This is a genomic window from Sorangium sp. So ce296 (genome assembly GCF_051529605.1).
Lineage (GTDB): Bacteria > Myxococcota_A > Polyangia > Polyangiales > Polyangiaceae > Sorangium > Sorangium cellulosum_D.
Genome location: NZ_CP150325.1, coordinates 773,226 through 786,927, shown reverse-complemented (window position 1 = coordinate 786,927; position 13,702 = coordinate 773,226). Strand labels below are relative to the sequence as shown.

Below are 13,702 nucleotides of genomic sequence, written 5' to 3'. Positions count from 1 at the left end.
AGCTCGGGCGCGCCTGGCGGCGGCGCTAACGCTCGCTGAGCGCTGCCCTCATCAACCCGTCGACGCACGCTGGCCATGCGGAGGGGTCGAGGAGCTGCGATGGATCGTACGATCCCGCGCCCTGCGCTGCTCCTGCGGGCGTGCCCAGGGCCCCCATGAGCCCGCGCAGCCCCGCGTCGGTGCCGCGCACGAGGCAGGCCACCATGGTGGCGGATTGCACGTAGAACAGGACCGCCTGCTCCGGGAGGAGCGTGTACGGGATCGATTGCTCCATCACCTCGAGGGGCATGGGGGCATCCCTCACCTGTTCGAGGCGGGCCGGATCGAGCCACCAGGCTTCGCGCGCGACGAGCATGGCGATGCCTTCTTGCGCCCAGGCCGGCCCCAGGATTCCTTGGCTCATCAGGGCGTGGTGCGTGTATTCGTGCACGACGCTGGCCTGCACGTCGTCGTGATCGAGGACCACGTGCAGGGCGCCGTCGTAGTAGGCGACCACGTTGCGGTTGGTGCACGCGGCGGCCACGAGCAGCTCCTTGTCGAAGTACGCGAAGACGTCCGGAGGCTCGGGATCGAGGCCCAGCTGCGCGAGCACCTCGCGTTCCGCCTGCTGGAGGTGATGCAGGAGAGGGAGATGCGCGCCTTCCGGCAGCCTGGGATCGACATAGAGCCGGCCGGCGGCGGCCCAGTCCTCGTTGCGGAAGCGCGCGATCAACGTCTGTCGGATCTGGGCGGCCTCGCTCGGGTCCGGGCACAGGCCAGGCTGCAACCGCCGCCGGAAGGCGGACTGATCCAGCTGGCGCGCGCGGTGCGGGGCGGCGCTTGCGTGGGCGGGGGTTTCCGTGAGGGGGCGCTCGGACGAGCCCTCGTCGACGGGGGCAGGCGGGGGTCCGGGCGGAATGGGGGGCTCCGGCCCCGGCGCCGTCCGCGCGGGCGGCGCGACGGGAGGAGCGCCGGGAGCTGGCCCGATCGGTGTCGGCGTGGAGTTGGGGGCGCGCCGGTGCGCGCGGAGGGGGGGCGGCACGGGCGCCGGAGCGCCGGAGCTCCCCGCTGCCGACGTCGACCGAGGTTGGGCGGAGGCGCTGGCAGCACCCGAGCGTCGCGCCGTCCACGCGACGCAGATGGCCAGCGAGAGGACGGCGATCAGCCCCAGGGCGAGAATCAGGCGACGGCGAGCGAGAGTCACGGATGGCGGAGCGCAAGGGGTGTGCCGAGCGCTCGGTGCGCGCCTCGTGGCGCGTGCGAGCGGCCGTCCTGCGTCACCTCTGTCGAAGGTGTCACACGCGGGGGGCATCGCCAGACGATCTGGCACCACCAGGTTGAGGCGACCGACCCAGGTTGAGGCGACCGACCCAGGTTGCGGTACGGGCGGCGGGCCGAGCCGACTCACGTCAGGGGCCCAAGCTGGAGGCGGAGGCGCCCGACCCAGGTTGAGGCGGCGACGACCGACCGAGGTTGAGGCGACCGACCCAGGTTGAGGCGACCGACCCAGGTTGAGGCGACCGACCCAGGTTGAGGCGACCGACCCAGGTTGAGGAGCGCCGCCGCCGAGGGGTCAACCCGGGTGGGGCGCGCCTTGGCGCGGCGCCTGCATGAACGAAGCCGCGCGGCGCTGGCCGACGGACCCGCCGCGGGCGCAAGACGGCACGCAGGAGCTGGCGCCCGCAGGGCGAGTCACGTGCCGTTCCGCGGGCTCGCCGCTCACGCTTGCGCGCGTTTCTGGCGACGTTGCTCGTGTTTGCGACGAGGCGCTCGGACGGGACGAGGCCGGGCCGGACCGCCCGAGGCGCCGCGGGAGACGCGGGCGCCGGCTCGCTCCGCGTCGCTGCGGGCTCGAAGAGCTTCTCGCCGCACGCCCATCGCGCGCTCGCGTCCGGTCCGCGGAGAGCGACGTCGACCGCGGTCGTGAGCTCGAGGGAGCGCGCGTCGAGCCCCGCTTCCAGGCACGCGACGATGATCGCGGACTGCGCGAGGCCATAGAGGATCTCGAAGGCAGCATGCCTGGGGACGGGCGTGTTCTGCGTCGCATCCTCGGACGCGCGCTGGCACTGATCCCGATCGACCGAGTTGTGGAGGCGGCAGACCAGCGGGCGCACAGGGTAGATCGAGCACTGCGCGGTGCCGGCGTTCAAGAAGAAGCAAGGCGTCTGCTCACGCCAGCGCTGCGCGCCACCCAGGCGAGGCGGGTCGCCCTGCGCCCGCGAGGCGCACGGCCCTTCCCCGGAAGCGCGCCATCCGCTCGCTACGCCCATGGAGAAATCTCCTGTGGGAGGACAGGTCCCGCGCCGCGTCGAAGCGCTGCTCAGGGGGCTTCGAGCTGCGTTCCCCGCTCGATTCCTGAGTATGCTGGCCGACGGGATGGCGGGCTCGCTCGCCGGTCACGCTGGGTGCGAGGGGCGCCGGCGGAGGCCGGAGGGGCGCCCGTCTCTGCAGGCCAAGGAGCGACGATGATGACGCCGAATCAAGCCGCCAAGGGATGTCCGGTGCTCCACTTCAAGCCGGACGCGCCGGGGTTCGACGCGAACCCTTACCCCGCGTACACGGCGCTGCGCGAGTCCGCGCCGGTGTATTTCTGGCCGGACGCGCAGTCCTACGTGGTCAGCCGCTTCGACGACGTGGCGGCCGTGCTGCGCGATCCGCGCCTCGCGACCGACCCCGTGGCGGCCGGGCTGCGCGCGCCGGACGCGGGCCTGCCGGACGCGATTCGCGGGCCGTTCGAGCGGTCGCTGTTCCGCCTCGCCCCCAAGGACCACGCGCGCGTCCGCCGGGCCGTGAGCCCCGCCTTCACCCCGCGCGCGTGCGACCGCCTGCGGCCGATGATCCAGCGCATCGTCGACGAGGCGCTCGCGCCCTTCGAGGGGAAGGGCGAGATCGAGGTCGCGGAGTTCGCCGACTTCATCCCCCTGCGCGTCATCTCCGCGATGCTCGACATCCCGGGCGCGCACGAGAAGACCTTCCGGGACTTCGGCGAGGCGCTCATCAAGACCGTCGATCCGCGCCTCACCCCCGAGGCGTACGCGGCGGTCGTCGCCCCGGTGCCCGCGGGCATGGCGCTCCTCCGCGAGCTCATCGCCGAGCGCCGCAGCCGCCTGGGCGACGATCTGCTGAGCACGCTCCTCCGCGCCGAGGCCGAGGGGGACCGGCTGAGCGAGGACGAGATGCTCGGGCTCGTCGCCGCCATCATCGCTGCCGGCTCGGAGACCACGGTGCATTTCATCTGCTTCGGCGTCATGTCGCTGCTCTGCGTGCCCGAGCGCGCGGCCGCGGTGCGGGCCGAGCCCGCCCTCCTGCGCAGCGCGATGGAGGAGCTCCTGCGCTTCGACAATTTCGGCAAGGGAGGGATCGTGCGCTACTGCACGGAGGACGTCGAGATCGGCGGGGTGAACATGGCCAGGGGGTCGATCATCGTCGCGATCCTCCCGGCGGCGCTGCGCGATCCTCGCGCCATCCCCGACGCGGATCGCTACGACGCGCGGCGGCAGCACGAGGAGATCCTGAGCTTCGGCCTCGGGCCGCACTACTGCCTGGGCGCGTCGCTCGCGCGGCTCGAGGGGGAGGTCGCCATCGGCACGTTGCTCCGCCGCTATGCAGACATGCGGGTCGTCGGCGAGCCCACGTACGCGGGGCATCCGACCCTCCGCAAGCTCGCGTCGCTGCGCGTGGCGGTGACGCCCGCGGCGCGGTCCGAGGTGGCCCGATGAGCCGGATCGTCGTGGACCGGGATCTCTGCGAGGCCAACCAGGCCTGCATGCGGGCCGCGCCGGAGGCCTTCCGCGTGGACGAGGAGGATCGGCTCCACGTCCTCCTGACCGAGGTGGACCCGGCGCTGCGCCCGAAGATCGAGCGCGCGGTGCGGGCGTGTCCGCGAAAAGCGCTCGCGATCGTGGATTAGAGCGCAGATTCTCTGAAGGGAGGTCGCCTCCGGCGGCATTCAGCCTGGCAGCGTGACTCCTGGGCTCTCCCCGGAGCATGGCTGACGGAGCGGAACGGCCCTGTGCGGGCCGTTCCATCGCGTTCGCCGCTGCTCACGCTGTCGTTTCGGACAACCCTTCTCCGATCGGAGGCTGCTTCCATGTTCATGTCACCCTCGACGGTCTCATCGTCACGACGGACCGGAGCGTCGAAGCGGGCCCTGCAAGGGCTGACGCTGAGCTTGCTCTGCATCGCCGGCAGCGCGCACGCCCAGAACCACCCGTTCGGTAGCCACCACCAAGCCTACCACGCGTCGACGTTGCGCGTGTCGGCCGGCCAGGCCGCGGCCGACAGCGCAACATCAAGTTTCTACTGGCAGTGGAAGAGTCGCTACGTCGAGCCCGGTTGTCGGCCGGACGAATACCGCATCCGGGCCAGCACGGGCGACGGCGCTCACGTCGTGTCCGAAGGCCAGGGATACGGCATGCTGATCGCCGCGATGATGGCCGGGCAAGACGCCCAGGCGCGGACGATCTTCGACGGCCTGCACCGCTACAACCGCCGTCACCCCAGCCAGAACAACCCCGATCTGATGGCGTGGGCGCAGGACTCCAGCTGCAGCGACATCCTCGACCACGACTCGGCCACGGACGGCGATCTCGACATCGCCTACGCGCTGCTGCTCGCGGACGCGCAATGGGGCTCCAGCGGCGGGATCGACTACGCGGCCGAGGCCACCCGCGTGCTCAACGCGATCGCGGCGAGCAACGTCAACCCGACCACGCGGCTGGTCAACCTCGGCGACTGGGCCAAGTGGCCGGATGACCCGACGTATTACTATGCCACGCGCAGCTCCGACTGGATGCTCGGCCACTTCCGCAGCTTCATCGGCCGCGCCGGCACCGACTGGTCGCAGGTGCTGAGCGCGCACCAGACGCTGATCGAGACGATGCAGAACCGGTACGCCAGCTCGACCGGCCTGTTGCCCGACTTCATCATCAACACCCACACGACGCCTCGCCCCGCCGACGCCAACTTCCTCGAGGCGCCGCACGACGGCAGCTACTCCTGGAATGCGGCCCGCGTGCCGTGGCGCCTCGGCATCGACGCCGCCATCAGCGGCGACACGCGCTCGCGCAACGCGGCCAGCAGGATCAGCCGCTGGATCCGCGGCAAGACCGGGGGGAACCCGAGCAGCATCCGCGCCGGATACACCCTCGCCGGCCGCGCGATCGAGCCCTACAACGACATGGTGTTCATGGCCCCGTTCGCGGTCGCGGCCACCACCGACGCCGGCGGCCAGGCGTGGCTGGACAGCCTGTGGAACGAGATCGTCTCCACCGCGCCCACCGAGGACTACTACGGCGACACGCTCAAGCTGCTGTCGATGCTGTGCGTCTCACGCAACTGGCTGACGCCGTGATCGAACGGAGCGCCGCGCCGGCGGTCGCGGCTCGGAGGGCCTCGACCCGCATCGGCGGCTGCGCCTCTTCTTTCTTCTAGCGCGGACCGATGAGCTTCGCCCGGTGGCCGGGTCTCTACATCCGGACGGCTTTGCCGCCCGCCCTTTTCCGGAGGCCGCCATGTCCGCTGTCTCGTCCGTCGGGCCTCCGGGTCGTCGGCCCGGACGGCGGCCGGCCGTCGCTGAATCAGGCGCTGGTCCGCGAGGCGTTCACGCTCGTCGGCTCGATCCCGATCGTCGGGCCGCTGCTCGCGCTCGCCGCCTGGGTGTGGATCGATATGACGATCCGCTCGAGCCCGCTCCGCCAGGGCAAGCACGACCTGCTCGCGGGCGGTACGCGGGTGGTGCGCGTCCGGTAGGCGCACCGCGAAGCTCGTCGAGACGCGTGAGGGCTCCGTACACCACAGCACATCATCCCAGAGCTTCCGCGTCGGCCACCGAATCGGTATTGGGCCATACGCATGTGGCTCACGTCACGTGGCCGGCGCGCCCTGCGCGCCTCATCGCCGGTTGGTCCCGCGCGTCGCATGCGATAGAAGTGACGAGACAGTGAACCGAAAGGCGCGGGGGACGCCGGAGGCGATGTGCCTTGTCCCGTCATCTCCTGCGCCTTCGACGCTCTCTCTCGCCGCTCGACACCTCACGATATAGCTTGTCCGACGCGAGCGGCGCCTCGCGAGCACCCCCCGCCCCGACAGAGCTCCTCACGCAGAGACAATGGCCCTACTCTCCCGATACACGCTCGATGAGCCGATTCACGAAGGCAGATCCGCCATCCTGTACAGGGGGCGCCGCAGCGCCGACGGCGTCCCGATCGTGGCCAAGGTCCTGAGGAGCGAGTACCCGGAGCCGCGGGAGATCGCCAAGCTGAGGCACGAGTTCGCCATCCTGAAGCAGCTCGTCCTGCCGGGCGTGGTGCGGGCCCACGCGCTCGAGAAGCACCACCACGGCGTGGCCCTCGTGCTCGAGGACACGGGCGGCCGGTCGCTGGCCCAGGTCATCGCCCGGGAGCGCCTCGGCCTGGAGACGGTCCTCCGGATCGCCGTGTCGCTCGCGGACACGCTCGGCGCGGTGCACCAGCGCAACGTCATCCACAAGGACATCAAGCCTCACAACATCCTTGTCCGGACGGAGGAGCCGCTCTCGGTCAAGCTCGCCGATTTCGGCATCGCCACGCTCCTGTCGCAGGAGATCCAGCGCGCGCAGGCGCCCGACGCCCTCGAGGGCACGCTGCTCTACATGGCGCCGGAGCAGACCGGGCGGATGAACCGCGTCGTCGACCGCCGGACAGACCTGTACTCGCTCGGCGCCACCCTCTACGAGCTCCTGACCGGAAAACCGCCCTTCCCGGTCACGGACCCGCTGGAGCTCGTGCACAGCCACATCGCGAGGACGCCGCCGCCGCCGCGCGCGCTCGCGCCGGAGGTGCCCGAGGTGGTCTCGGACATCGTGATGAAGCTCCTGTCGAAGGCCGCGGAGGACCGCTACCAGAGCGCTCAGGGGCTCAAGCACGACCTCGCGGCGTGCCTCGAGAGGCTCGAGTCGACCGCGCGCGTCGCGCCGTTCTCGCTCGGCCAGCGGGACGCGTCGGGCGAGCTGCGCCTGTCGCAGAAGCTCTATGGCCGCGACGCGGAGCTCTCGACGCTCGCGTCCGCCGCCCTGCGGGCCGCCGCGGGCGCGGCCGAGCTCGTCCTGATCTCGGGGCACGCCGGCGTCGGCAAATCGGCGCTCGTGGGCGAGCTGCCCAGGGTCCTCACCGGCGAGCGGCGCTCGTTCCTCCTCGCCGCCGGCAAGTTCGAGGAGCTCTCGCGCGGCACGCCGTATGTCGGCGTCGCGCGCGTGCTCCAGGACGTCGTGCGGCAGATCCTGGCGGAGCCGGCGGAGGCGCTCGCGCGGCAGCGGGCGGCGCTGCTGCGCGCCGTCGGCCAGGGCGGTCAGGTGCTCGTCGACCTCGTCCCGGAGCTCGGGCTCCTGATCGGTCCCCAGCCGCCGGTCCCGGAGCTCGGCCCGACCGAGGCGCAGAACCGCTTCGCGCTCGTCGTGCAGCGCTTCTTCCACGCGCTCACCGCCGAGCGGCCGCTCTGCCTGTTCCTCGACGACCTGCAGTGGGCCGACCCCGCCTCGCTCAAGCTGCTCCCGCTCCTCCTCGCGGGCCCGGCCAGCGGCCCCTCGGAGGGGGACGGCGGGCACCTGCTCGTCATCGGCGCGACCCGCGCCGGCGAGGTCGACGCGGCGCACCCGCTCGCGACGGCGCTCGACGCGCTGAGGGAGGCGGGCGGCGCCGTGCGCGCGATCGAGCTCGGCCCGCTGCCGCTCTCCGACGTCACCCGGCTCATCGGCGACACCCTCGCCTGCAGCGAGGAGCGGGCCGCGCCGCTCGCCGAGCTCGTCTTCGAGCGGACCGGGGGCAACCCGTTCTTCCTGAGCCAGGTGCTGCTCGCGCTGCACGAGGCGGGAGAGCTCGCCTTCGACGAGCGCGAGGGCGCCTTCTCCTGGGACCTCGATCGCATCCGGGAGCGCGGCCTCGCGCGCGACGTCGTGGCGCTCATGGCGAGCAAGATCGAGCGGCTCGCGCCCGAGACGCAGCGCGCGCTGAAGCTCGCCGCCTGCGTGGGCCACGAGTTCACGCTGAAGCTGCTCGCGACGCTGCACGGGAAGTCCCCGGTCGAGACGGGCCGCGATCTCTGGGGAGCGCTGCGCGAGGGGCTCGTCCTGCCGAGGGATCCCGAGTACCGCCTCCTCTACGACGACAGCACCGCGGCGTCGTTCGACGTCTCGTACCGGTTCCTGCACGACCGGATCCACCAGGCCGCGTACGCGCTCCTCGAGGGCGATCTCCGGGAGGAGGCGCACCTCACGATCGGGCGCCTCTTGCTGGCGAGCGGCGATCGCGAGGTCGACGAGGACCACCTGTTCGCCGCCCTGCGCCACCTGAACCTCGTCGCGGCGCGGCTCGACGCGCCGCACGAGCGGCGGCGCCTCGCGGCCTGGAACCTGACGGCGGGGCGGAAGGCCAAGGCGTCGACCGCGTACCAGGCGGCGGCCGCGTACCTGCGCGCCGGGATCGCGGCGCTGGGGGAGGCGGGCTGGGAGGCTCAGCCCGACCTCGCGTTCGCGCTCCGGCTGGAGCGGGCCGAGTGCGAGTACCTCGCCGGCGACCACGGCGCGTCGGAGCGCCTGTTCGAGGAGCTCCTGCCGCGCGCGGGCGCCCGCGTCGAGCGGGCGCGCGTGCTCAGGCTCCGCGCGGTCCTCTACCTCACCTCGAGCCGGTTCGCGGACGCCGTGAGCGCCGGGGTCGAGGCCCTCGCGCTCTTCGGCATCGACGTGCCGAACGGCGAGGCCGCGCTCGGGGCCGCGTTCGGCGCTGGTCTCGAGGAGGTGAGCCGGAACCTGGCCGGCCGCAGCCCCAGCGACCTCGCCGCCGCGCCGGAGATGACCGATCCGGACGCGCGCGCCGCCTGCGAGATCCTCTCGACGCTGATCCAGCCGGGGCCCCTCATCGGCCCCGTCCTCTACGGGTTCCTCAACGTCACGCAGATCAACCTGTTCCTGAAGCACGGCCACACCGAGCTGTCGGCGTACGGCGCCATCTCCTTCGGGTTCATGCTGGCGATGGTCCTGGACCGGCACGACGAGGCCCGCGCGTTCAGCGAGCTCGGCCTGGCGCTCCAGGAGCGCTTCAGGAACGACGGCCTCGCGTGCAAGCTGAACGAGCTCATCGGCGTCTTCAGCCATTTCTTCCGGCCCGTCCGCGCGTCGCTCGCCTACCTCGATCGGGCGCAGCAGGCCGGCCTGGAGTCCGGAGACTTCCTCTACCTCTCGTACGCGCTCTTCCACGCGGTCGCGATCCGGCTCTGCGCGGGCGACGAGCTCGGGGCGGTGCGCGCGGACGCGGGCCGGGGCGTCGAGCTCACGCGGCGCACGCAGGTCGCGATCTGCGAGGCCGGGCTGCTCCTCGTGAAGCAGGCGGCCGCGAGCCTCGCCGGGGGCACCGAGGGGCCGCTGAGCCTGAACGGCGACGGCTTCGACGAGGCCGCCTTCGTCGAGGCGCACCGGGGGCCGGACGCCGAGTTCATCGCCTGCGCCTATTACCTGCTGAAGGCCGAGCTCGCGTACTTGCACGAGGAGCACGCGGCCGCGCTCGCGATGGCCGCGGAGGCCGAGGCGCGGAGCGCGAGCGGCAACAACCTCTACCTCCTCACCGAGCTCTCGTTCTACACGTGCCTCGCGACGCTCGCGGCGGACCCGCCGGCCGCGCCGGCCGAGGCGCTCGCGCGCCACGGCGCGAAGCTCGCGGCGTGGGCCGAGCGCTGCCCCGAGAACTTCCAGCACAAACACGCGCTCGTCCGCGCCGAGGCGGCGCGCGTGTCGGGCGAGGGCCTCGACGCCGCGCTGCCGCTCTACGACGAGGCGATCGAGGCGGCCCGGCAGAACGGCTTCGCGCACCACGCGGCGCTCGCGAGCGAGCTGTGCGCGAGGCTCCTGCTCGACCGAGGCAGGCCGAAGCTCGCGCGCATCTACATGACCGACGCCTACTACGGCTACCTCCAGTGGGGCGCGACGGCCAAGGCGGCGCGGCTCGCGCAGCGCCACGCGCACCTCCTCCTGTCGGGCGAGCCGGCGGCGCGCTTCGTCCCGTCGGCCACCGTCTCCAGCTCGTCCAGCAGCACCGGGGGGCTCGGCTTCGACGCCCTCTCCGTCCTCCGCGCGGCCCAGGCCATCTCGGGCGAGATCGTCCTCGACCGGCTGCTCGCGCGGCTCGTCGAGATCCTCGTCGAGAACACCGGCGCGCAGCGCGGGATCCTGCTCCTCCAGCAGGGGGGCGCGCTGCGCGTCGAGGCGGTGATCGCGGTGGCTCCGGAGGAGAGGGCGTTCGGCCCCGACGCGGCGGCGCGCGTGGGCGACGCGCTGGCCATGAGCGTCGTGCGCCACGTCCAGCGGACCCGGGAGCCGGTCATCACGGGGTACGCCGCCGCCGGGCGGCGCTTCGCCGACGACCCCCACATCGCCGCGAGGCGGCCGAGGTCGATCCTCTGCCTGCCGCTCGCGCACCAGGGCCGCCTCACGGGCGTGCTCTACCTGGAGCACGGCGCGCTCGGCGACGCCTTCTCGCCGGCGCGGCTGGAGATCCTCCGGGCGCTCTCGTCGCAGGCGGCGAGCGCCATCGAGAACGCGCAGCTCTATGCCCGCGTGGAGGCGATGCGCGAGGAGCTCCAGCGCTCGAACGCGTCGCTCGCGCGGGAGGTCGCGTCCCAGACCGAGCAGCTCCGCGCGGCCAACGAGCAGCTCACGCGCGAGCTCGCCGAGCGCGAGCGGGCCGAGCGCGAGCGGGCCGCGCTCCAGGACGAGGTGCTGCGCGCGCACAGGGCCCGGCTGCTCGAGCTGTCGAGCCCGATCATCCCGATCACCGACAGGATCCTGGTCATGCCGCTCATCGGCCAGATGGATGCAGAGCGCGCGGAGCAGATGCTCTCGACGGCGCTCGAGGGAGCGGCGGCGCATCGGGCCGAGGTGGTGATCATCGACATCACGGGGATCCGAGCGGTCGACACGGGCGTCGCGAGCACGTTGCTCAGGGCGGCGGGTGCCCTTCGGCTGCTCGGCACCCGGGTCGTGCTCACCGGGGTGCGCGCCGAGGTGGCCCAGGCGCTCGTCGCGCTGGACATCGACCTCGGCGACCTCGTCACGATGGGGACGCTGCGGAGCGGCATCGCGTACGCGCTCCGCCGCCCGGGCGGCTAGCCTCGAGGGAGCGGTGGCCGCAGCGGCCTCGCGAACGCCGCGCGTCCCCTCGGCGCCGCCGAGGGCGCGGCCTCATGGCTGGGGGACGACCTCGCTCGTGGGGTTGCCGTCGATGTCCCCGACCACGTTGTTGGACCACTCAGCGTACGTACACGTCGCGCACGACGTCGTGTACCCCCAGTGGCTCGGGCCGAAGACGTTGTTGCGCAGGATCATGTCCTCGCCGTTCTGAGGGTAGAAGTCGTAGGCGCCGAGCGAGACGAAGTTGTCGTGGACATCGTAGTTCTTCAGCGTCGAGCCATCGACGCTCTGGGTGAAGAGCACGGCGGTGATGGCTTGCCAGTAGTTCGGCACCTCGTTGCCCGTCGCGGCGTCGACGCCCGGCTCGAGTCGGTTGTGGCTGATCTCGAGCGGCCCGCTGCCCCCGTACGGGAAGACGCCGCCCGTATGCGCTAAAGAGGGGTCCTCCAGGTGCGCGATGTAGTTGTCGTGCAACCAGCTCTGCTCGATGACGGTGTTTTGGCCGCAAAGGCACATGCCACCGGTATTGGCCACGTCCACCCGGGTCAAGCGGATGGCGCACGTCGCGCAGGCGTTCACGGCATGCTCGGTGAGGGCGGCGTTCGTACCTCCGAGGCCGACCGGCTCGGGGCGAATGGTGGTATCGCTGATGTTCAACGTGAGCGGCGCGGACTCGTCGGCGTTGACCAGAATGCTGCGGTTCGTGGAGCCGGGCGGCGGCGCGATGATCGAGTTGGTGATGTTGACCGTGCCGTGGCAGCCGGTGCCGATGTAAATGAACGCGTGGAAATACATGTGGTCCAGGTTGACGGTGCCGTCGCAATCGTACAGATCCCACTCTTTGCTCTCGTCGTCGCTGGGCCACACCTCCGTGTACCCGGGCGGCACCGGGAGCTCGGGATCGGACTGGGCGTAGGGGCCCACGCCGGGGGCGCCGACGGTGAAGCGATCGGGGTAGCCCCTGGTGCTTGGCGCGCCGCCGCCTCCCGCTCCACCACCGCCTCCGCCGCTCGTGCCTCCGCCGCCGCTGCCTCCGGTGCCTGAAGACATGGACGAGGAGCTGGACGCCATCTCGCCGTCACCGCACCCTGCGAGGAGGGCGCTCAGCAAGACCACCCCCGGCAAGCTCGGTCGGAGGCCTGCTGCAGGACGATTGGCCGCTCTCTTCATGAGATCTCCTTCGCTCTCGGGGACGTCGCGTCGCTCGTGATCGGAGATGAAGCCCGAGCGGTCCGCGGCCTGTTGCACGCCGGTTCTCACCCTCATGGGCCACGCAAACGACCGTCGGTGAACGTGCCGCGTATCGAGGGCGGCGTCGAGCGAATTCATGAACGCCCGGCGCCTCGCGGGGGATTCGGCTGGCGCCGGGGCTTCGGGCGGGCGGAGCTAGCGCGTCCTGGCGTATGCTGCCGTCATGAGCTGGAAAGAGAGCTGTCGCTCCCGCCTCCGCGAGCACCTCGACGCGCGCGGCGATCTCGCCCCGCCGTGGGAGCGCTTCCCCGATTACGAGCGCCACACCCTCGGCTGGCGCATGGGCGCCGGGGAAGACTGGATGGGGATGTGGAGCGTCTTCCTCGAGCAGCTCGCCCCGGATCCCGAGACCCGCATCGCTTACCTGCGGCGTCACCCGCCCGCTCCCATCAGCTGGGCAGACGCCGTTCACGAGGTCCTGTACCCCGCGGAGCCAGGCGACGGCGACGAAGACGACGGCGACGAAGATGACCCGAGCGCGGCGGCCGAGCGCCGCTCTGCGCTCCTGGAACAGGGCCTCATCGCGTCCGACGTCGCCTTCACCACCTGGCTCGGCCAGCAGCGAGGGCTGCGCTGGCCGTGGGAACGGCACCCCGTCCCCGAGGAGGCGGCCCGCTACGACACCCGCGAGCTCTGGTTCTGGTCGCGCCAGGTCGCCGAGCTCCGGAGAGGCCGCGAATGGGCGCCCCCCGCCGTGCCGGCGTCCTGGAGAGCGTGCGCGCGGGCGCTCGAGACCGGGGACGCAGGCGCGATCGACCCGCAGCGCGGGCTCCTGTCGCTCGCCCAGCTGCTCTGCGCCGGGCACGTCGAGGCGCCCTGGCAGCTCGGCCTGTCGCTCGCCGACTTCGCCGACTCCTTCGAGGACGACATGGGCTATGTCGACGCGTTCCGCCTGTGGGGAATGTCGGCTTTCGACGACGCCGAGCAGCTCCGCCGCTACCTCGATGCCACGCGCATGCCGCCGGGCTGGCAGGACTGGGTCGCGGAGCAATTCCCCGTCGCGTGAGCCGCCCGCGGCGCTCGCTGCCCGCACGACAGCGAGTTGGCTGCGACACCGTCGAGGTGCGCTCTCCTCCTCCGTGCCTCCCGAGCAGTCCGCCTGCCGCCGTCAGCTCCCCTCGTCGCAAGGCCGTTGCTCTGCTACCCTCGCGTGGACCCGCGAGGCAGCGCAGCGCGGCGACCGGAGCATGGCACTTCGACCTGGGTCGCGGCAATGCGATGAAGGTCCGGCGCCCGCGCTCGAACATCCCCCGACGGGTGCTTAACGTGCGCCGTACCCCTTCGATAGTTAGCCAAACTAAGTGATGTGCTGTGCCT

9 protein-coding genes are annotated in these 13,702 nt (G+C 72.0%); 6 read left to right on the top strand and 3 right to left on the bottom strand.

The genetic code is table 11. The features are described from left to right. Positions 1-25: 25 nt before the first annotated feature. Positions 26-766 carry a translation initiation factor IF-2 gene (locus tag WME98_RS02995; RefSeq protein WP_437949871.1) on the bottom strand — a complete coding sequence of 247 codons (741 nt, stop codon included), beginning with the start codon at positions 764-766 and terminating at the stop codon, positions 26-28. A gap of 622 nt (positions 767-1,388) precedes the next feature. Further along, the gene (locus WME98_RS02990) at positions 1,389-2,249 is read right to left on the bottom strand and encodes a YkgJ family cysteine cluster protein (protein ID WP_437949870.1); all 861 of its coding nucleotides are present in this window, start codon (positions 2,247-2,249) and stop codon (positions 1,389-1,391) included. Between the two features lie 195 nt (positions 2,250-2,444). Between WME98_RS02990 and WME98_RS02985 the strand changes: the two genes are divergently transcribed. The 5 genes from WME98_RS02985 to WME98_RS02965 all read left to right on the top strand — a co-directional run bounded on the left by WME98_RS02985 (position 2,445) and on the right by WME98_RS02965 (position 11,113). Further along, positions 2,445-3,698 (top strand): cytochrome P450, encoded by a 1,254-nt coding sequence (locus WME98_RS02985; protein WP_437949869.1) that lies wholly within the window; start codon positions 2,445-2,447, stop codon positions 3,696-3,698. Then, on the top strand, positions 3,695-3,889 hold the full coding sequence (locus tag WME98_RS02980) for a ferredoxin (RefSeq protein WP_020738187.1): 195 nt from the start codon (positions 3,695-3,697) through the stop codon (positions 3,887-3,889). The genes WME98_RS02985 and WME98_RS02980 overlap by 4 nt, the downstream gene beginning before the upstream one ends. 261 nt (positions 3,890-4,150) lie before the next feature. Next, complete coding sequence (locus WME98_RS02975; RefSeq protein WP_437949868.1) at positions 4,151-5,332, top strand: glycosyl hydrolase family 8; 1,182 nt, start codon at positions 4,151-4,153, stop codon at positions 5,330-5,332. Between the two features lie 89 nt (positions 5,333-5,421). Beyond that, on the top strand, positions 5,422-5,730 hold the full coding sequence (locus WME98_RS02970; protein ID WP_437949867.1) for an RDD family protein: 309 nt from the start codon (positions 5,422-5,424) through the stop codon (positions 5,728-5,730). A 358-nt stretch (positions 5,731-6,088) separates the two neighbouring features. Continuing rightward, positions 6,089-11,113: a protein kinase domain-containing protein gene (locus WME98_RS02965; RefSeq protein WP_437949866.1), complete on the top strand. Its 5,025-nt coding sequence runs from the start codon at positions 6,089-6,091 to the stop codon at positions 11,111-11,113. A gap of 72 nt (positions 11,114-11,185) precedes the next feature. Here the strand turns inward: WME98_RS02965 and WME98_RS02960 are convergent, their stop codons facing one another. Beyond that, positions 11,186-12,184, bottom strand: coding sequence for a hypothetical protein (locus WME98_RS02960; RefSeq protein ID WP_437949865.1), 999 nt, complete (start codon positions 12,182-12,184; stop codon positions 11,186-11,188). A 364-nt stretch (positions 12,185-12,548) separates the two neighbouring features. Between WME98_RS02960 and WME98_RS02955 the strand changes: the two genes are divergently transcribed. Continuing rightward, positions 12,549-13,391, top strand: a complete 843-nt coding sequence (locus tag WME98_RS02955) for a hypothetical protein (protein ID WP_437949864.1) — start codon at positions 12,549-12,551, stop codon at positions 13,389-13,391. Positions 13,392-13,702: the final 311 nt, after the last annotated feature.

What these genes read in the sequence shown, in the direction of transcription:
- WME98_RS02990 (WP_437949870.1), bottom strand. Translation starts at nt 2,249, where the DNA reads ATGGGCGTAGCGAGCGGATGGCGCGCTTCCGGGGAAGGGCCGTGCGCC.
- WME98_RS02985 (WP_437949869.1), top strand. Translation starts at nt 2,445, where the DNA reads ATGATGACGCCGAATCAAGCCGCCAAGGGATGTCCGGTGCTCCACTTC.
- WME98_RS02980 (WP_020738187.1), top strand. Translation starts at nt 3,695, where the DNA reads ATGAGCCGGATCGTCGTGGACCGGGATCTCTGCGAGGCCAACCAGGCC.
- WME98_RS02970 (WP_437949867.1), top strand. Translation starts at nt 5,422, where the DNA reads ATGAGCTTCGCCCGGTGGCCGGGTCTCTACATCCGGACGGCTTTGCCG.
- WME98_RS02965 (WP_437949866.1), top strand. Translation starts at nt 6,089, where the DNA reads ATGGCCCTACTCTCCCGATACACGCTCGATGAGCCGATTCACGAAGGC.
- WME98_RS02960 (WP_437949865.1), bottom strand. Translation starts at nt 12,184, where the DNA reads ATGTCTTCAGGCACCGGAGGCAGCGGCGGCGGAGGCACGAGCGGCGGA.
- WME98_RS02955 (WP_437949864.1), top strand. Translation starts at nt 12,549, where the DNA reads ATGAGCTGGAAAGAGAGCTGTCGCTCCCGCCTCCGCGAGCACCTCGAC.